Genomic DNA, 17690 nt, shown 5'->3' with positions numbered 1-17690 from the left:
TCTGCGTAAGGCAAGTCTGGAGCATTATAAATGAATAAAAAGACGCGGTTTACGATACTGCTGGTTGTGGTCGTTATAGCGCTGGCCGTTCTTTTTCGGGCCAATAATCAGGATGTTTTGTTGCAGGGCGAGGTCGATGCCCAGGAAGTGATTGTGGCCTCCAAAGCCTCGGGACGGGTAATCGAGCGGCATGTGCAGCGCGGCGACGACGTGAAGGCCGGCCAGCTGTTGATTACGCTGGATAATGCTGAATTAGTCGCGCAGCTGCGAGCGGCGGAGGCCGCCAGAGATCAGGCGAAAGCCCTGCTGGACCAGTCCGAACACGGCACGCGCGAAGAGAGCATTCGTAATCTGCGCGCCACGCTGGCGCAGTCGCAGGCGGAATATCAAAACGCGCTGCATGAATATAATCGTCAGAGCAACATCGCGGCCAGAGGCTATGCTTCGGCCTCGGCGCTGGACAGCGCGCGCGAGGCGCGCGACAGCGCCTGGCAGCAGGTTCAGGCGGCCCAGGCCAGTCTGGACGAGGGGCTGCACGGCGACCGACCGGAACAGCGGGAAAACTACGCCGCCGCGCTGCGTCAGGCCGAACAGCAACTGCTGGAAATCAAAGCGCAGGCCGACGAACTGCAGGTCAGGGCGCCGGTCGACGGCGAAGTCGGGCCGATCCCGGCCGAGGTGGGGGTTTTGCTCAGCGCCTCCAGCCCGTTGATCACCCTGGTGCGGGTTCCTCAGGCCTGGTTCGTGTTCAATCTGCGAGAGGATATTCTGGCTAACGTGCGTAAAGGCGAGCGCATCGCGCTGCGCGTGCCGGCGCTGAATAACCGCATGATTGACGCCGAGGTGCGCTATATCGCCCCGCTGGGCGACTACGCCACCAAACGCGCCACGCGGGCCACCGGCGATTTCGATCTGAAGACCTTCGAGGTCCGGCTGTATCCGCTGCAGCCGCAGGAAGGACTGAGGCCGGGAATGAGCGCGCTATGGCAGTGGAAAGAGTAAGCGCCGGCTGGCGTTGCTTCAGCGCGTCGTTTCGTCAGGAGGTAAACAGAGCGCTGCGCAGTCCGGTGCTGCACTGGCTGGGCTGGTGCTTCCCGCTGCTGCTGTTTATTCTGCTGGGCAGCATTTTTTCCGTCGGGACGATGCAGGATCTGCCGGTATCGGCGATCGATAACGATCACAGCCCGCTATCGCGCAATTTGATCCGCAAGCTGGACGCCGGATCTCATGCCCGCGTCGTGCCCTGGCCCGGCGGCATGGCCGAGTCGCTGCAGCGCCTGCGCAGCGCGCAGGATTACGGCATGCTCTACATCCCGGAGGATTTTGAGGCCGATGCGCTGGCCGGCCGGCAGCCGAGCGTCACCTTTTACTACAATGCGCTGTTTTACGGCGCCGGCTTCTACTCCACCCAGGATTTCAGCACGCTGATGACGGAGATCAACAGCCAGTACCGCAGCGTTATCGCGGCGCAATCCGGCCAGACTCTGCCGGCGCTGGCGAATGTCAGTCTGTCGTATGGCAGTCTGTTCAACGCCAGCGGCAGCTATATCTACTACCAGCAGTTCGCCGCCACCATCCATTTGTTGCAGCTGTTCGCCGTCACCTGCATGATCTATGTGCTGGCTCGCAGCAAGGATGTGGTTAACCGGCGTCCGTTTGTGCTGGCGGTGTTGGGCAGGCTGGCGCCCTATACTCTGTGCTATACCGTGCTGCTGATTGTCGAAATCGCCATTCTGGTCTGGGCGTCGGATGCCCATGTGAACGGTAACCCGCTGTATATGTTGCTGGTGGGTTTTTTCTATGTGATGGCGGCGCAGAGTATCGGGATGCTGCTGTTTACCTACACCCGCACGGCGCTGACCGCCTATACCATGATGGGCATCATTGTCAGTATCGCGCTGACGTTTTCCGGTCTGGCGGTGCCGGAACTGTCGATGCCGCTGCCGGCGCAGATCGTGGCGCAGATCGAGCCGTTGACGCACGCGCTATACGCCATGTTTGATATTTTCCTGCGTCAGGTTTCGCTCTCCTCGGTGCTGAGCGTTTGCGCGCTGCTGCTGGCCTACCCGCTGGTGACGGGGTTGCTGGTGCGTAACCGGCTTTATCAGCGTCTGAGCCAGCAGGAGGAGATACAGTGAGCAGCTACTGGAAGACGTTCAGCCGGGTGCTGATCGGGATGCTGGAGCGCCCGATGTGGATGATGCTGCTGGTGTCGCTGTGCGTGATGAGCATGGTGTACGCCAATCGCTCGGTGTGGGATCTCCCGGTGGCGGTGATCGATCAGGATCACAGCAACGCCAGTCGCCAGTTGATGCGCGATCTGGACGCCACGTCGAAAATCGCGGTCAGAACCTACGATAATCTGCCGGACGCGCAACGCGATCTGGTGCTGCGTAAATTGTTTGCCGTGATTATCCTGCCCCTGGATCTGGAGAAAAAGATCCTCGCCGGCGAGACTATCGTGGTTCCGGCCTACGGCGATGCGACCAACCGTCTGGCGAACGGACAGATTCAGCAGGACGTGATGGCGGCCTGGCAACAACTGCTGAGCGATTACAACAGCAATTTGCTGCAGCGCAGCGGTTTCAGCGAGGCGCAGGCGCGGGTGATTTTGACGCCGGTGGTGGGGCAAACGCAGGGGCTATTTAATCCCGGCGTCAGCTTCGCGGCGATTATTTTTCCCGGCCTGCTGGTAATGCTGCTGCAGCATTCTCTGTTGATTGCCTGCGTGCGGGTGAGTATTGCGCTGAAGAGTTCGCCGCAGGGCAAGCCGACCATACCAATCTATCTCGGCGGTTTGTCGGCGCTGCTGCCGATCTGGCTGTTTCTGTCGATTGTGCTGTTCGTGCTGTGGCCCTGGGTGTTGGGCTACCGGCAGACGGCGAATATTGCCGAGATTCTGCTGCTGACCTTCCCGTTCCTGCTGGCGGTGCTTGGTCTGGGCAAGCTGCTGACCGAGTGCCTGCGCCGCGTGGAGATGATTTATCTGACGCTGTCGTTCGTCACCATGCCGGTCTTCTATCTTTCCGGCACTCTCTGGCCGGTGCAGTCAATGCCCGGCTGGGTGCAGGCGATTTCATCGGCGTTGCCCTCCACCTGGGCCACGCGGGCGATCGCCGGCGTCAACCAGATGAACCTGCCGCTGAGCGAGGTCGGGCGCGACGTGATGATGCTGCTGATTCTGGGGCTGGTCTATACTCTGCTCGGCGTGGGCGTGGGGCTGCTGCATAACACCGGCCGTCTGCGCCAGCTATTGCGCCGGCGCGGTTGACGATCTCAGCGGCGGACCGCTGCTCGCCGGTCTGGCCGGCGAGCGCGGCGCACGTCACACGGCGTCAGGATACCAGTTCCAGACCGGGCACCCGGCGCCAGTATCCGTTGCAGTCGGCGCGATCCTGCAGATCGAGCGGCGCCTGCCCCTGCTCGTTGGCGCGAAACCGGTCCAGCATGGTTAGCGTATCGAGCCCCATCGGCGACAGCCGGACAATATCCACCAGACCGCGCATCGAAGGCAGTTCGTTGCCGAGGTTGTAGCAGTAGCCGCTTTGCGTCTGAATGCCGTTCAGCACAAACACCTGCTGGTTTTCCTGGGTATAGACCTGGCGCCCCTGCGGGTAGTTGATGCAGCAGGTTTCGCATTCGTCCTTGGCGCGGTTTTCCGAACGCGCGGTGAAGCAGCGGGCCGAATAGGCCAGCGGCAAATGGCCGTAGCTAAGCACTTCCACCTCGAAACCGTGGCGGAACCCCAGCTCTTCGCACTGATTGAGCAGGTTTTGCAGCCAGTCGCGCGACAGCTCCACCGGCATACACCAGCGCACCATGCCCTGTTTGTGCAGCAGCCGCAGGGTGTAGGCGTTATAGCAGTTCAGCGCGTGCCCGGCGACGAACGGCAGGCCGCGCTCGGCCGCCATATTCACGGTGCCCAGGTCGTTGGCTTCCAGCAGAAAGTCGCCGTTTTCCACGTAGCGTTTTAGCTCGGTCAGTTCCGAAGGCGACTGGAGCAGCGCAAGGGTGGAGATGACCACCTGTTTGCCGGATGCGGCGATTTGCTGCGCCAGTTCGAGCCAGTCGCCGGCCTTCAGCTGGCGTCGTTTGCTGCATACGCTCTCGCCCAGGTAGATAATGTCGGCGCTGCTGTCGGCCGCCGCCTGATAAAAGGCTTCGACCCCGGCCTTCGGCCAGTAATAGAGGATCGATCCGAGTGCATATTTCATTCTGTTCTCCGGTTACTGCCACTTACGGTGATAAGCGCCCAGCGTGGTTTGCGTGCCTTCCGCCACGGCGCCCAGCGCGTCCATCCACGCCTGGCTGGGCTGAAAGCCGGCCGGGTCGGCCTTGCAGCGATCAATCGCCTGACGCCAGACGCGGGTGATCTGACTGACGTAGGCCGGGCTGCGCTGGCGCCCTTCAATTTTCACCGAGGCGATATTGGCGCCGATCAATTCCGGCAGCAGTTCCAGCGTGTTCAGGCTGGTCGGCTCTTCCAGCGCGTGATAGCGCTGGCCGCCCACCAGATAGCGGCCTTTGCACAGCGTGGGGTAGCCGGCATTCTCATCGTCCTGATAGCGATCGATCAGGACATCGTTCAGGCGCGACTCCATGCCGTGCGCCGTCTGCTGCCAGCGGACAAAGCGCGCGGGCGAACAGGCGCCCACCGTGTTGGGGGATTCGCCCGTCAGGTACGACGACAGGTAGCAGCGTCCTTCGGCCATGATGCACAGGCTGCCGAAGGCGAAGACCTCCAGCGGCACCGGCGTGGCGCGCGCCAGCTGTTTAACCTGATGAATGGACAGCACGCGCGGCAGCACCACGCGCGCGACGTCGAAATGACGCTGATAAAAGCGGATGGCCTGTTCGTTGGTGGCCGAAGCCTGCACCGATACATGGCGTTCAATCGAGGGATAGCGTTCGGCGGCATATTCCAGCATCGCCAGATCGGCCAGAATCAGCACGTCGGCGCCGGACTGGGCGGCCATGTCGACCGCCCGTTGCCAGCGCTGATAGCCATCCGGGTGGGCGAAAGTATTGATCGCGATATGCAGTTTGCGCCGGTGCCGGTGTACGTACTCGCGCGCTTCATGCAGTTTTTTATCGGTGAAATTGAGTCCGGCGAAATGGCGTGCGTTGGTATCGTCTTTCAGGCCGATGTAGACCGCATCGGCGCCATTATCTATCGCCGCTTTCAGGGCCGGCAGATTCCCGGCGGGGCAGAGCAGTTCCATACACATTCCTGCGTTAACCAAAAGGCGCTGATGATCAGACCACCCGAGGTGAAAAGAGGGCAATGTTGGCCGGCTGATGCAATTTTTTATCAGTCGATGAACATTTTTAACGATGGGGAATAGTAATTAACCTGGCCGGCGCTGACTTTGATTTAAACCAGTTTCTGGTGTATTCGATGGCGGATGCGACGAAAGTTATCAGCGACATTCCTTGCGCTACGGGCTAAATTATTGACCCGGGCCGCGGTCAGCGTCCGCGAATGTGGCAGAATGGCTTAACGCCGGGTCGCTATCGCCAGATTACAGCATGCGGGCGGAAGTCTGGCTTCGCCGGCGGCAATCAGCCGGCAAGCGAAAGCCGCCGCGATCGTGTACCCTGAAAGATGAAGGGACAGATAGAGGAGCAGGTCAGTGTTGGAAAAATTACGGGCGCACATCGTGCGTCAGGCGCCGGGGCTGCTAAGCAAGCCGTTACGGTTTACTCCTTTTGCCATTCAGCGTCAGTTGCTGGAGCAACTGCTGGGCTGGCAGTTTCGTCAGGCGCTGGAAGAGGGCGAACTGGAGTTTCTGACCGATCGCTGGTTGAAAGTCGAAGTCAGGGATCTGGGTCTGCAATGGTTTATCACCGTTCAGGACGAGCGGCTGGTGGTCAGCCGCCAGCAGGAGGCCGACGTGAGTTTCAGCGCCAATACCAACGATCTGATTTTGATCGCGGCGCGGCGCGAGGATCCGGACACGCTGTTCTTCCAGCGTCGTTTGCGCATTGAAGGCGATACGGAACTGGGCCTGTACGTCAAAAACCTGATGGATGCGATAGAACTCGAATCGATGCCCGCGCCGCTGCGCATGGGGTTGCTTCAGTTGGCCGCCTTTATTGACGCGGGTTTGCATGAGGACGCGGCGCATTCCGGCGATCGCGTGCCGGCATCATGTTAGTTCGGGTGGAGATCCCGGTCGACGCCGCGGGCATTGACCGTCTGCTGCGCCGCTCGTTTTCCACCGGCGCCGAAGCCGATTTGGTGCACCATCTGCGCGAAGACGGCCTGCTGACGCTGGGGATCGTCGCTACCGACGACGAAGGCGGGGTGGTCGGCTACGCGGCGTTTAGCCCGGTGCTGCTGGCCGGCGACGATTTACAGTGGGTCGCGCTGGCGCCGCTGGCGGTGGAGTCTTCGCTGCGCGGTCAGGGACTGGGCCGGCAACTGGTGTATGAAGGGCTGGATGCGCTAAACGAATTCGGCTATGCCGCGGTGGTGGTGCTGGGTTCGCCGGCTTACTACGCCGCGCTGGGCTTTACTCCGGCCGCCGACCATCGGCTGCATTGCCGCTGGCCGGAAAGCGAGGCGGCCTTTCAGGTTTACGGCCTGTCGCCGGACGCCTTTAGCGGCGTAGAAGGGCTGGTGAGCTACGCCGAGCCGTTTAGTCACCTTTAGTCGTTCCCTGCCGCAGCGTCGATAAGCGCGCCGGCGGGTCCTGCAGCAGGTCTAATTTTTGCTGGCGGTTTAGCTGTTTGACGCGATATTCCAGCCGCAGCGCCTGCGAGCGGTTACCCGCCAGGCAGTGGAACACCAGCTTCAGTTCGCCTTTCCCCCGCAGCGCTTTGGCGCCTTTACCGTTTTGATGCTGCGCCACCCGGCGCCGCACATCGGTGGTAATGCCGGTGTACAGCGCGCCGCGCGCGGTCTGCACCATATAAAGATACCAGCGATCGCCATCGTTACCGTCCGTCATGATTTTCCCGCGCCTGCCTGATGAGCCGTTATTTTACGGCGCAGGCCGCATGGAAGACAGCGGCCTGCGGCTAATTTCTCCGGTCCGAGCCGGCAAGCCGGGCGAGCTCTGCGTATCCCTCCGCGCGATGCGCCACATTTGCGCCTTGCTTAATCCTGCAATCTATGGCGTGTAGACTCAGGATCTGACGCGCTGTTTTGGGGTTTTTTGTGATATAAATCACATATAATTACATCGTGTTGCATTTTGTTTTCATTACATGTGAAGAAAACCACAAAATGACGCGCTACGACATGCTGAAATAATCGGGTCGCCGCGCGACGGTTTGCCCCGGATGAAGCCTCTGCGGCGAAACTAATGTTGATGGCCGCGTCAGGGGGATTTATCGCCCGGGGATTGGCTCGTTTGCCGTCTTCCGGCATTGTGAAGACGGGCGGCTATAATCAGCGAGCGGTCGGCGCATTTCGGTCGCTCAGTGCTATCCTGTTAACCGGTTGACGAGTTGGAGCTTATATGACGGATTTAACTGCCGTTGCGCAGCGTGCATTACAACTGATGGATTTGACCACGCTGAACGATGACGATACCGATGAGAAGGTGATTGCGCTGTGCCGTCAGGCCAGCAGCCCGGCAGGACAAACGGCGGCCGTTTGTATTTACCCGCGCTTTATTCCCGTCGCCCGCCGGGCGTTGACCGAACAGGGCACGCCGGCGTTGCGTATCGCCACCGTGACCAATTTCCCGCACGGCAATGCCGATATCGCGCAGGCGGTGGCGGAAACGCGCGCCGCGGTTGAACTCGGCGCGGACGAAGTGGACGTGGTGTTCCCTTACCGCGCGTTGATGGCCGGCGATACGCAAACGGGATTTGCGCTGGTCAGCGCCTGTAAACAGGTGTGCGCCGGGGCGCAGGTGTTGCTCAAGGTGATTATAGAAAGCGGCGAACTGGCGCAGGATGCGCTAATCCGTCAGGCCAGCGAGATCGCGATCGATGCCGGCGCCGATTTTATTAAAACCTCGACCGGCAAAGTGCCGGTTAACGCCACGCTGCATAGCGCCGGACTGATGTTGCAGACCATTCGCGACAAAAACGCCGCGCAGCGCGTAGGTTTTAAAGCCGCCGGCGGCGTACGTACGACGCAGGAAGCCGCCGATTATCTGCAACTGGCGGATCGCATCATGGGGTCGGCGTGGGTGGACGCGCGTCACTTCCGTTTCGGCGCATCCAGTTTGCTCGGCAGCCTGTTGACCACGCTGGGGCAGGCGCCGGACGCCGCCCCGCGCGGCGGTTACTGATAGTCCGGCGCGGCCGACTCCCGGTCCGCCGGCCTGGAGAGATCGTATGCTACTGATTCAGGAGATTATTCGTAAGAAACGCGACGGCCATTCGCTGAGCGAAGAAGAGATTCGCTTCTTCGTTAACGGGATCCGCGACAACAGCGTGTCGGAAGGACAAATCGCCGCGCTGGCCATGACCATCTATTTCCACGATATGTCGCTGGAGGAACGGGTGGCGCTCACGCTGGCGATGCGGGATTCCGGTACGGTGCTGAACTGGCAGGGGCTGAATTTAAACGGCCCGCTGGTGGATAAGCACTCCACTGGCGGCGTCGGGGACGTCACCTCGCTGATGCTCGGGCCGATGGTCGCCGCCTGCGGCGGCTATGTGCCGATGATTTCGGGTCGCGGGCTGGGCCATACCGGCGGCACGCTGGATAAGCTGGAATCGATTCCGGGTCTGAATATTTATCCCGACGATCAGGCGTTTCGGCAAATTATCCGCCAGGTCGGCGTGGCGATTATCGGGCAGACTCAGTCGCTGGCGCCTGCCGACCGGCGTTTTTACGCCACGCGCGATATTACCGCCACTGTCGATTCGATCCCGCTGATTACCGCCTCGATCCTGGCGAAAAAGCTGGCTGAGGGACTGGATGCGCTGGTGATGGATGTTAAAGTGGGCTCCGGGGCGTTTATGCCGACGCAGGCGATGTCGGAGCAGCTGGCGCAGGCGATCGTCGGGGTGGCCAATCACGCCGGCTGTCAGACTACCGCGCTGTTGACGGATATGAATCAGGTGCTGGCTTCCAGCGCCGGCAACGCGCTGGAAGTGGCCGAGGCGGTGCAGTTCCTCACCGGAGAGCATCGTAACCCTCGTTTGTATGCGGTGACGATGGCGCTATGCGAAGAGATGCTGCTGGCCGGGCGGCTGGCGCACAGCGCATCGGAAGCGCGGCGTCAGTTGGAAACGGTGCTGGCCAACGGTCGGGCGGCGGAAGTGTTCGGCCGGATGGTGGCGGCCCAGCGCGGTCCGACCGACTTTGTCGAGAACTACCGGCGCCACCTGCCGCAGGCGATGCTGAGCAAGCCGGTATTCGCCGGGCGCGAGGGCGTGGTGACGGCGATGGATACCCGCGCGCTCGGAATGGCGGTGGTGTCGCTCGGCGGAGGACGGCGCCAGGCCAGCGATGCCATCGACCATAGCGTCGGGTTGAATCATGTCGCCAGCATTGGCGAACGGGTCGACGACCAGCGTCCGCTGGCGGTGATCCACGCCGGTAGCGAGGCCGACTGGAAGCGGACGGCCGAGGCGGTGCGCGCTGCGATCGCGGTCGGCGACGACGCGCCGCAATCAACGCCTGCGGTGTATTGCCGCATCGGCGCGGAGCACGGTTAATCTGAATTTATTGCGGCGCGCTATTGCGCCGAAGCCAGCGTGTCATCACGCAGGGAGAACATGAATGAAACGTGTATTTATTATGGTGATGGATTCTTTCGGCATTGGCTATAGCGCCGATGCCGATCGTTTCGGCGATCGCGGCGCGGATACGCTCGGCCATATCGCGCAGGCCTGCGCCGCCGGCAAGGCCGATACGGGACGCAGCGGTCCGCTGCGTTTGCCTAATCTGAGCCGTCTGGGGTTGGGCAAGGCGGCGGAGGCTTCTGCCGGATCGTTCCCGCCGGGGCTCGATCCGCAGGCCGAGATCATCGGCGCCTGGAGCTACGCCAGCGAGATCTCTTCCGGCAAAGATACGCCGTCCGGCCACTGGGAGATCGCCGGCGTGCCGGTGCTGTTTGACTGGGGCTATTTTAAAGACGAAGAGAACAGCTTCCCGCAGGCGCTGCTGGATACGCTGGTCGAGCGCGCCGGGCTGCCCGGCTACCTCGGCAACTGCCACTCGTCCGGCACCGTTATCCTAGATCAACTGGGCGAAGAGCACATGAAAACCGGTAAGCCGATTTTCTATACCTCGGCGGATTCGGTGTTCCAGATCGCCTGCCATGAGCAGACGTTCGGACTGGATAAGCTGTATGAGCTGTGCGAGATCGCGCGCGAAGAGCTTACCAACGGCGGCTACAATATCGGCCGCGTGATCGCCCGGCCGTTTATCGGCGATAAGGCGGGTCACTTCGAACGCACCGGCAACCGTCACGATCTGGCGGTTGAACCGCCGTCGCCGACCATCCTGAAAAAACTGGTGGAAGAGAAAGAGGGCCAGGTGATTTCGGTCGGTAAAATCGCCGACATCTACGCCCAGGTCGGCATTACCAAAAAAGTGAAAGCGACCGGCATAGACGCACTGTATGACGCCACGCTGCAGGAAATGAAGCAGGCCGGCGATAACAGCATCGTTTTCACTAACTTCGTCGACTTCGACTCTTCGTATGGCCATCGCCGCGACGTAGCGGGCTATGCGGCCGCGCTGGAGTTGTTCGATCGCCGTCTGCCGGAAATGCTGGCGTTGGTGAGCGGCGACGATATTCTGATCCTGACCGCCGATCACGGCTGCGATCCGACATGGGCCGGCACCGACCACACGCGTGAGAACGTGCCGGTGCTGATCTACGGACCGAAAGTGACGCCGGGCGGCCGCGGCCATCGCACGACCTTTGCCGATATCGGCCAGACGGTGGCCCGCTACTTCGGGCTGTCGGCGATGGATTACGGCAAATCTATCCTGTAATACCTATTTGCCTGCGCCGCGCGGCGCAGGCTGTCCTGATTGTTGACTGATAAAGGAAAACTGACATGGCTACGCCACATATTAATGCCGAAATGGGTGATTTCGCGGACGTAGTACTGATGCCGGGCGATCCGTTGCGCGCCAAATATATTGCGGACACCTACCTGCAGGATGTCCGTCAGGTGAATGACGTGCGCGGCATGCTGGGCTTTACCGGCACCTGGCAGGGGCGCAAGCTGTCCGTGATGGGGCACGGCATGGGTATCCCTTCCTGCTCGATCTATGCCAAAGAGCTGATTACCGAGTTCGGCGTGAAAAAAATCATTCGCGTCGGTTCCTGCGGCGCGGTGCGCAGCGACGTTAAATTACGCGATGTGGTGATTGGCATGGGCGCCTGCACCGACTCGAAAGTGAACCGCCTGCGTTTTAAAGATCATGATTTTGCTGCGATCGCCGATTTCGATATGGTGCGTCATGCGGCGGCGGCGGCGAAAGCGCGCGGCATCGCGGCGCGCGTCGGCAATCTGTTCTCGGCCGATCTGTTCTATACGCCGGATCCGCAAATGTTCGACGTGATGGAAAAGTACGGCATCCTCGGCGTGGAAATGGAAGCCGCCGGTATTTATGGCGTGGCCGCCGAGTTCGGCGCGAAGGCGCTGGCCATTTGCACTGTTTCCGATCACATCCGCACCAATGAGCAAACCACCTCGCAGGAGCGCCAGACCACCTTTAACGAGATGATCGAAATCGCGCTGGATTCGATCCTGCTGGCTGATAAAGAGTCGGGCGAAGTCTGAATTTAATGTCCCACGTGGTTATTTGGTCGGGGAATTCCCCGACCTTTCCTCCCAGAACACTATTTTGCGTTGTAACCAGCGCACGGTCTGAGCGCCGCACAGCCCGATGAACGCCAGCAACAGTACTCCGGCGAACATGGTGGAGAGGCTCATATTCACGGAGCTTGATGCAATCAGATACCCCAGACCGCGCTGCGCAGATAAAAATTCCGCCACCACCGCACCGATTAATGCAAGCGCCACCCCAATCTGCAGTCCGGCAAAAATATCGCCGGCGGCGGAAGGGAGCTTGACGTGAAATAACAAATAATAGCGGGATGCCGAAAATGCACGGCAGGTATCCAGCAGTTCGGCATCGGTGCGGCGGATGCCGTTAACGGTATTGACGAACAAAGGAAAAAAACAAACCAGCGTAACCAGCACAATTTTCGAGGCTATGCCGAAACCAAACCAGACGAGGATAATCGGGCCCAGCGCCACTTTGGGCGTGGCCTGCAGTGCAATCAGCAACGGATAGACAAACCGCTCGAAAGTCCGGGATTCCGCCAGCGCCAACCCCAAAAAGATCGCCAGCCCACTGCCGATGGCATACCCGGCCAGGGTTTCGCCCAAAGTGGCGGCGATATGGGGCCACAGACTATGGTCAGCAAAACCCGTTCTTAGCGCCCCAAACACCGCTGCGGGCGGCGGCAGCAGATAATCAGGTACGGAAAATACCCGAACAGACAGATCCCAGATAAGCACCAGTACGGCCAGGCTTATCAGCGGATACAATAAGGGCAACAATCTACGCATGGGTGAAATGTCTCCGTAAGTGCTGGCACAGCGTCATAAATGACGCGTCAGCCAGCGTCTCCAGGGTCCGCGGCCGGGGAAGCGCAATGGCCAGATCTTCAATAATGCGGCCAGGGCGCGGCGACATGACCAACACTCGATCCGCCAGAAACACCGCTTCCTGAATGCTGTGGGTAATAAACAACACCGATTTGCGTTGTTGATCCCAGATACGCTGAAGTTCGAGCATCAGGTTTTCCCGTGACAGGGCATCCAGCGCGGCGAAGGGTTCATCCATCAGCAGCAGTTCGGGATCGTGCAACAGCATCCGCGCGATACCCACGCGCTGCTGCATTCCGCCGGACAGCTCAAAGGGATAATCCCCGGCAAAATCCGCCAGCCCGACCAGTTCGAGCAACTGTCGCGCCCGCGCCCGGGCGGCGGCGTCCGGCAGCCCCAGCGTGCGGGCGGGCAGCAACACATTTTCCAGCACCGTTTTCCAGGGAAGCAGATTCGGTTTCTGAAACACCACGCCAGTCTGCCGCCCCGGCCCGGTGACGATCTGAGAAGCCACCTGTACCTGTCCGGCAGTGGCGGCCATCAACCCGGCGGCCAGTTTGAGAATGGTGGATTTGCCGCAGCCGGATGGCCCCAGCAAAGCGACAAACTCGCCATTCGCCACCTGTAAATCAACGTCGGCCAGCGCGTGGATTGCCCCTCTGCGTGTCGAATAGGTCAGGCCGACGCCACGCAGTTCCAGCGCGGCGCTCATGCCGGTTCTCCACGCGTTGCCGTTGCTGTCGCCAGGAATGCCAGTACGCGCCGCCAGCTCAGTCGGTTTGCGCGGGCGTTGGCGGCCGGCGTTCCGCCCCCATCAATCACCACCCCGGCTACCGGATGCACTCGGGCAATTTCCGTGGTCGGGATATACGGAAAGGCGATCGCATGGCCGGCGTCGTCGTTACGCACATGCTCCACCGACCAGCGATGTTGATGCGCACCCAGTGCGGCAGCAATACGTTCACAGTAGTCCACCGACGGCCAGAATCCGTCATCGGCGCCAGAAATCAGCAGCACCGGGCCGCTAATCCGCTCCACCGGGATCCGCGCCGCCGTCAGGTTTTTCTGATCGCGTTCCACCGCAATAAATGCCGGAGCCTGACGAATATGCGCACCGGGTTGTGGCGGACGATCAAAGGCGCGCCAGTCAGCCGCCGGATTGTCCTGCCAGATATTCCGCAGTGGCTGACCGCGCAAGGTCCAGGCGGCGGCATCCCGTGGCTCATCCGGGCGGCCGGCACGCAGCGTGCCGTGTATCACCGCGCTGGGAACATAGCCAATTACCGCAGAAATCCGCTCCGGGAAGGTTGCGCCCAGCAACAAGGCCAGTTCGCCGCCGCGGGAATGCCCCGCAACGGCAATAAAGTCATTTTTCGGATGCAGGGTTTCCGTTGCCCAGCCCAGTGCCTGCTGGAAATATTCCAGTGGCGTTTCCGAAATATAATCCGGCCGGCCTGGCGCTTTAAAATACGCCAGCGCCAGCCCCTGGTAGCCATGAGCGGCAAACAGGGCCGCACGCTGCTCCGGGGTGCCGCCGCCTGAGCCGTTCAGTACAATCACCAGCGGATAAGAACCATGATCTGCTGGCGTAAACAGCGTGCCAGACAGCCCATTTTCACGAATTTCCCGCCGTGTGACGCCGGGGGCCAACAGGCGTTGAACCAGCGTGGCTCCGGCAACCGCGCCGCCGGCGTCCTGAATACGCAAGGTGATATGGCGCGCGTCAAGGCTGTCGCTTAACGCCGGATCCAGCGCCGGCGATACCAGACGTAGCGCCCATACCGGCGCCATCGGCTCCGCTTCACGCCAGTCGCCGGCAACGGGCGTAGCGGCGTCGGGGTCCAGCACGCCCTCCGCCGTAATGAGAAACGTAGCCTGGCTGTGCCAGACACTGCCATCGGCGTGGGTAAAGTCTGCCGTCAGCGTGGCCTCGCCGGCAACCAGTCCGCGGGCATGAATACGGCGCGGCTGATCAATCAGACCATCAGGAATATCAACCATCAGCGTTGCGCTCATTTTGCCGCCTCCGCCCGAGCTTTCAGCGCATTTTTATCAAAGTCATCAAAAGCAGCGACAAATTCGTTAGAGAAAATACGTTCCACCGGCACCGCGGCAGAAGGGAATTCACCGGTTTTCGCCATTGCGGCAATGGCCGCCCGAATCACCGGTAAATCATATTCGCCCGGATTGCGGCGGCTGCCGTTTTCCCGGTACAGAGTGCGTTGCAGGCGGCGGGTCAGCAGCGTTTTGGCATCGTTCAGCCCTTTACCGTCCGCATTCGCGGGTTTACTTTCCGGGTACTGACGCCAGAAGGCTTGCACGCAAAATTCGGGGTTCACTTCACAAACGTATTGCGCTTCAGTATACGCACGGCCAAAACGGCGGATCAGATCCGGGTTGTCTTTGAACGTATCCTCATGGGCGATAAACCCGTTGCCCGGGGTTTCCTGAAATACGTCCGGGTAAGCGATGCGGCGAATTTTGGTGCCGGTGAGCTCAAAAATATCGCCCCAGCTACTGTTATAGTTCAGGGCATCGATCTGTTTACTGCGCAGCGCCTGGAAGCCCGATCCCAGCACGCCCACCGCGACAAATTCCACGTTCTTACCCGGTTCCAGACCGGCAACACGCAGCGCGGCGCGACTGTTCGGGATGGTTCCCCATGTCAGGGCGCCGACCCCGATTTTTTTATCTTTCAGATCTGCCAGCGTTTTGATCGGAGAATCCGCCAGTACGGTGTATTCCATGGTCTGGGCCGGCGTGCCATTGTAAAAATAGCGCAGCGGCAGGGGATCTTTACCGCTAAAGTAGCTGGAAATAACCGGTTCCGATACCGGGTAGCCAAAGGTGACTCGTTTACTGGCGACCTGAGGCAGCAGCGCCCCGGCCCCCTGAAACACCACCAGTTTGACGGACAGGTTCTGTTGTTTAAATAACCCCAGTTCCTGCGCCGCCGCATAAGGCGCGCCATCGTGCACGGCCGGGGGAATCGCCAGCGCAACCGTCACGTCATCCAGCGCCTGAGCCTGGGAAACTCCGGCCAACATGAGGGACAATAACAACAACTTCAGACGCATACATACTCCCAGGTCGATAAAGAAAATTTTCCGCTAGGGTAAAGCAGGCGTGATGAAACCAGAACGAATAACTTTATCTAATAATGTGCATATCCTGGATGAAGTGGGATGCTCAGACTTATTATGTCGTCTATGCCTTACCGTCAGCCGAAAACAGATGGCTAATATCGACCTCTAAAGCCCGGTTGTACCCTGATGCCGGTTTAACGTTGCCGTTCTCCGTCTATTTGCTGCGTCGGCGTTTCCTTATATGCCTGTATAGTAAACCCGCGTCAGACACATCCAAAGGCAGCATATTGATACCGCGCTTTCTCGCTGGTTATCTACTTGTCATACTTCCGGTTGCGGGTGCGTTGGCTACGCTCGCTCACCCGAATCACTGACTTGAGCCAGTGATTCGGGATTCTCTCTCTTGCCGTCTCCTGCAACTCGAATGATTTAGCGCATAAGTATTTCGGCTATTTAAATGCGCAAATATTCCCATTCTTTTCTGGGCAGCTCAGTACATGCGAATAATCGCATTGCATTGCTGATTTTATTATTAGATCGCTTTCCGGCACTGTTTCAGAATGACCTTATTGGGATATTCAATGTGACGCAGTGAGCTGCTCACAGAAATAAACTGAGAGGGCTGGCGTGAGCGATTCTTTATCTTTAAGCAACCAGGCTTACTACACCATTCGCCGCGATATTCTGACCTGCCGCCTGCTGCCGGGATCGCTGGTGACGGAATCTGAACTGATGGATCGCTACCAGTCCGGGAAAAGCACCATCCGGCTGGCGCTGACGCGCCTGAGTCATGACAAACTGGTGATTTCACGCCCACGCAAGGGCTATCGCATCGCGCCGGTGACGGTGCAGGACGTGGAGGAAATCTTTACCCTGCGCGCCGCACTGGAGCCGCTGGCGGCGCGCCTGGCGGTCGGCAAAGTGGATATTGAACTGTTGAAAGATTTAGAAGCCCAGTGCCGGGTGGAAGTCGCGGCCCCGCTGTCTACGCGCATTGATGTGTTTATGAATGCCAATAAACGTTTCCATTTAACCATTGCCGAAGCCACCGGTAACGGCCATTTAATTCGCACGCTGTCCGGATTAATGGATGAAATGGCGCGACTGGTGGCGCTGGGATTTAACGTGCAACGTATTAAACCTGAAATTAAACACGATCATAACGCCATGATTGACGCATTTATTGAAGGGGATGCGAAACGGGTGGAGTTTATTGCCCGCCGCCATATTGAAACGTTTCAGACAATGACGCTGGAAAAAATCTACGCCACCCTGAGTAAAGAAGGCACGTTATTACCGGTATTGCCACGGGAGATATTTGAATGAGCGTGGCCATTGAATTGCGTGACGTCAGTAAATCCTTTGCCAACCAAAACGTGCTGACAAATATTTCTCTGACCATTCAGCAAGGGGAAATCGTGGCGCTGCTGGGCGCATCCGGGGGCGGTAAAAGCACGTTGTTAAATCTGATTTCCGGCCTGTTACCGGCAGACAACGGCGACATTGCCATTCAGGGAACGCCGGCAAAACACTTTCAGCACTGGCAGCGTATCGCCTACCTGTTTCAGGAAGATCGCCTGCTGCCGTGGCGTACCGTTGGGCAAAACGTACACTTTGGCCTGGAAAACAGCGCCCTCGCTAAACGGGAGCGTCGCCAGCGCGTGGACGACGCTCTGGCGCTGGTCGGCCTGTCCGACTTCGTCCGGCACTGGCCGCATCAGTTATCCGGCGGGATGCGCAGTCGCGTGGCGCTGGCTCGCAGCCTGGTGGTGCAGCCACAAATCCTGTTGATGGATGAACCCTTCTCACGCCTCGATCCGCAAACCCGCAGCGCCATGCACGACGAGTTGCTGCGTATTCAGCAGCTGACGGGGATGACCGTATTGCTGGTGACGCACGATGTGGAAGAGGCGGTGGTGCTGGCGGATCGGGTCGTGGTGCTGAAACCCCATCCGGGACGCATCCACCGGCAAACCGCGCTGAACCTGCCGCGCCCACGCATCGCCACGGCTCCTGAGGTGAATGAACAGATTCGCCTGTTACGTCTTGAGGTATGAG

The 17690-nt window shown here is 59.7% G+C and carries 18 protein-coding genes; 11 read left to right on the top strand and 7 right to left on the bottom strand.

Annotated elements, in window-relative coordinates; translation table 11 throughout:
• The first annotated feature begins 30 nt into the window (after window positions 1-30).
• The 3 genes from FJU30_RS01710 to FJU30_RS01700 are packed head-to-tail and all read left to right on the top strand — an operon-like array spanning window position 31 to window position 3271.
• Window positions 31-1002, top strand: coding sequence for an HlyD family secretion protein (locus FJU30_RS01710; protein WP_150433706.1), 972 nt, complete (start codon window positions 31-33; stop codon window positions 1000-1002).
• Window positions 984-2138 carry an ABC transporter permease gene (locus FJU30_RS01705; protein WP_150433705.1) on the top strand — a complete coding sequence of 385 codons (1155 nt, stop codon included), beginning with the start codon at window positions 984-986 and terminating at the stop codon, window positions 2136-2138. Before FJU30_RS01710 ends, FJU30_RS01705 begins: the two co-directional genes overlap by 19 nt.
• A complete protein-coding gene (locus FJU30_RS01700) occupies window positions 2135-3271 on the top strand; it encodes an ABC transporter permease (RefSeq protein ID WP_150433704.1) in 1137 nt (378 codons plus the stop codon). Before FJU30_RS01705 ends, FJU30_RS01700 begins: the two co-directional genes overlap by 4 nt.
• Before the next feature lie 64 nt (window positions 3272-3335).
• Here the strand turns inward: FJU30_RS01700 and FJU30_RS01695 are convergent, their stop codons facing one another.
• Window positions 3336-4214 carry a U32 family peptidase gene (locus tag FJU30_RS01695; RefSeq protein ID WP_150433703.1) on the bottom strand — a complete coding sequence of 293 codons (879 nt, stop codon included), beginning with the start codon at window positions 4212-4214 and terminating at the stop codon, window positions 3336-3338.
• Between the two features lie 12 nt (window positions 4215-4226).
• On the bottom strand, window positions 4227-5222 hold the full coding sequence (ubiU, locus tag FJU30_RS01690; RefSeq protein WP_150433702.1) for a ubiquinone anaerobic biosynthesis protein UbiU: 996 nt from the start codon (window positions 5220-5222) through the stop codon (window positions 4227-4229).
• A gap of 411 nt (window positions 5223-5633) precedes the next feature.
• Here ubiU and ubiT point away from each other — a divergent pair, with 411 nt between their 5' ends.
• Both ubiT and FJU30_RS01680 read left to right on the top strand, forming a co-directional pair.
• On the top strand, window positions 5634-6158 hold the full coding sequence (ubiT, locus tag FJU30_RS01685) for a ubiquinone anaerobic biosynthesis accessory factor UbiT (RefSeq protein WP_150433701.1): 525 nt from the start codon (window positions 5634-5636) through the stop codon (window positions 6156-6158).
• Window positions 6152-6655, top strand: a complete 504-nt coding sequence (locus FJU30_RS01680; protein WP_150433700.1) for a GNAT family N-acetyltransferase — start codon at window positions 6152-6154, stop codon at window positions 6653-6655. The genes ubiT and FJU30_RS01680 overlap by 7 nt, the downstream gene beginning before the upstream one ends.
• Here the strand turns inward: FJU30_RS01680 and FJU30_RS01675 are convergent.
• Window positions 6642-6953 (bottom strand): GIY-YIG nuclease family protein, encoded by a 312-nt coding sequence (locus FJU30_RS01675; protein ID WP_150433699.1) that lies wholly within the window; start codon window positions 6951-6953, stop codon window positions 6642-6644. The genes FJU30_RS01680 and FJU30_RS01675 overlap by 14 nt on opposite strands.
• A gap of 513 nt (window positions 6954-7466) precedes the next feature.
• Here FJU30_RS01675 and deoC point away from each other — a divergent pair.
• The 4 genes from deoC (at window position 7467) to deoD (ending at window position 11712) form a co-directional block, all read left to right on the top strand.
• Window positions 7467-8249 carry a deoxyribose-phosphate aldolase gene (gene deoC / locus FJU30_RS01670; protein WP_150433698.1) on the top strand — a complete coding sequence of 261 codons (783 nt, stop codon included), beginning with the start codon at window positions 7467-7469 and terminating at the stop codon, window positions 8247-8249.
• A 46-nt stretch (window positions 8250-8295) separates the two neighbouring features.
• Window positions 8296-9627 (top strand): thymidine phosphorylase, encoded by a 1332-nt coding sequence (gene deoA, locus FJU30_RS01665; RefSeq protein WP_150433697.1) that lies wholly within the window; start codon window positions 8296-8298, stop codon window positions 9625-9627.
• A gap of 64 nt (window positions 9628-9691) precedes the next feature.
• The gene (gene deoB, locus FJU30_RS01660; RefSeq protein WP_150433696.1) at window positions 9692-10915 is read left to right on the top strand and encodes a phosphopentomutase; all 1224 of its coding nucleotides are present in this window, start codon (window positions 9692-9694) and stop codon (window positions 10913-10915) included.
• Between the two features lie 65 nt (window positions 10916-10980).
• Window positions 10981-11712, top strand: a complete 732-nt coding sequence (deoD, locus tag FJU30_RS01655; protein WP_150433695.1) for a purine-nucleoside phosphorylase — start codon at window positions 10981-10983, stop codon at window positions 11710-11712.
• Between the two features lie 18 nt (window positions 11713-11730).
• On the opposite strand, the gene FJU30_RS01650 is transcribed toward deoD, so the two are convergent.
• From FJU30_RS01650 to FJU30_RS01635, 4 genes are read right to left on the bottom strand one after another with little or no spacing between them, the layout of a single operon-like run.
• Window positions 11731-12507 (bottom strand): ABC transporter permease, encoded by a 777-nt coding sequence (locus tag FJU30_RS01650; protein ID WP_150433694.1) that lies wholly within the window; start codon window positions 12505-12507, stop codon window positions 11731-11733.
• Entirely contained in the window at window positions 12500-13258 is a 759-nt protein-coding gene (locus FJU30_RS01645; RefSeq protein ID WP_150433693.1) for an ABC transporter ATP-binding protein, read from the bottom strand. The genes FJU30_RS01650 and FJU30_RS01645 overlap by 8 nt, the downstream gene beginning before the upstream one ends.
• Window positions 13255-14562 carry an acyl-CoA thioester hydrolase/BAAT C-terminal domain-containing protein gene (locus tag FJU30_RS01640; protein WP_150433692.1) on the bottom strand — a complete coding sequence of 436 codons (1308 nt, stop codon included), beginning with the start codon at window positions 14560-14562 and terminating at the stop codon, window positions 13255-13257. Before FJU30_RS01640 ends, FJU30_RS01645 begins: the two co-directional genes overlap by 4 nt.
• The gene (locus FJU30_RS01635) at window positions 14559-15623 is read right to left on the bottom strand and encodes an ABC transporter substrate-binding protein (RefSeq protein ID WP_150433691.1); all 1065 of its coding nucleotides are present in this window, start codon (window positions 15621-15623) and stop codon (window positions 14559-14561) included. The genes FJU30_RS01640 and FJU30_RS01635 overlap by 4 nt, the downstream gene beginning before the upstream one ends.
• A 636-nt stretch (window positions 15624-16259) precedes the next feature.
• On the opposite strand from FJU30_RS01635, the gene FJU30_RS01630 reads away from it, so the two are divergent.
• Window positions 16260-16958: a GntR family transcriptional regulator gene (locus FJU30_RS01630; RefSeq protein ID WP_150433690.1), complete on the top strand. Its 699-nt coding sequence runs from the start codon at window positions 16260-16262 to the stop codon at window positions 16956-16958.
• On the top strand, window positions 16955-17689 hold the full coding sequence (locus FJU30_RS01625; RefSeq protein WP_150433689.1) for an ABC transporter ATP-binding protein: 735 nt from the start codon (window positions 16955-16957) through the stop codon (window positions 17687-17689). The genes FJU30_RS01630 and FJU30_RS01625 overlap by 4 nt, the downstream gene beginning before the upstream one ends.
• Window position 17690 lies beyond the last annotated feature (1 nt).

Source organism: Affinibrenneria salicis (assembly GCF_008710095.1).
Note: the sequence above shows the minus strand (reverse complement) of the source record. Positions and strands in the feature narration are given on the sequence as shown.

Coding starts and splice junctions, on each gene's coding strand:
- FJU30_RS01710 (WP_150433706.1), top strand. CDS start 31: ATGAATAAAAAGACGCGGTTTACGATACTGCTGGTTGTGGTCGTTATA.
- FJU30_RS01705 (WP_150433705.1), top strand. CDS start 984: ATGGCAGTGGAAAGAGTAAGCGCCGGCTGGCGTTGCTTCAGCGCGTCG.
- FJU30_RS01695 (WP_150433703.1), bottom strand. CDS start 4,214: ATGAAATATGCACTCGGATCGATCCTCTATTACTGGCCGAAGGCCGGG.
- ubiU (WP_150433702.1), bottom strand. CDS start 5,222: ATGGAACTGCTCTGCCCCGCCGGGAATCTGCCGGCCCTGAAAGCGGCG.
- FJU30_RS01680 (WP_150433700.1), top strand. CDS start 6,152: ATGTTAGTTCGGGTGGAGATCCCGGTCGACGCCGCGGGCATTGACCGT.
- FJU30_RS01675 (WP_150433699.1), bottom strand. CDS start 6,953: ATGACGGACGGTAACGATGGCGATCGCTGGTATCTTTATATGGTGCAG.
- deoC (WP_150433698.1), top strand. CDS start 7,467: ATGACGGATTTAACTGCCGTTGCGCAGCGTGCATTACAACTGATGGAT.
- deoA (WP_150433697.1), top strand. CDS start 8,296: ATGCTACTGATTCAGGAGATTATTCGTAAGAAACGCGACGGCCATTCG.
- deoB (WP_150433696.1), top strand. CDS start 9,692: ATGAAACGTGTATTTATTATGGTGATGGATTCTTTCGGCATTGGCTAT.
- deoD (WP_150433695.1), top strand. CDS start 10,981: ATGGCTACGCCACATATTAATGCCGAAATGGGTGATTTCGCGGACGTA.
- FJU30_RS01650 (WP_150433694.1), bottom strand. CDS start 12,507: ATGCGTAGATTGTTGCCCTTATTGTATCCGCTGATAAGCCTGGCCGTA.
- FJU30_RS01645 (WP_150433693.1), bottom strand. CDS start 13,258: ATGAGCGCCGCGCTGGAACTGCGTGGCGTCGGCCTGACCTATTCGACA.
- FJU30_RS01640 (WP_150433692.1), bottom strand. CDS start 14,562: ATGAGCGCAACGCTGATGGTTGATATTCCTGATGGTCTGATTGATCAG.
- FJU30_RS01635 (WP_150433691.1), bottom strand. CDS start 15,623: ATGCGTCTGAAGTTGTTGTTATTGTCCCTCATGTTGGCCGGAGTTTCC.
- FJU30_RS01625 (WP_150433689.1), top strand. CDS start 16,955: ATGAGCGTGGCCATTGAATTGCGTGACGTCAGTAAATCCTTTGCCAAC.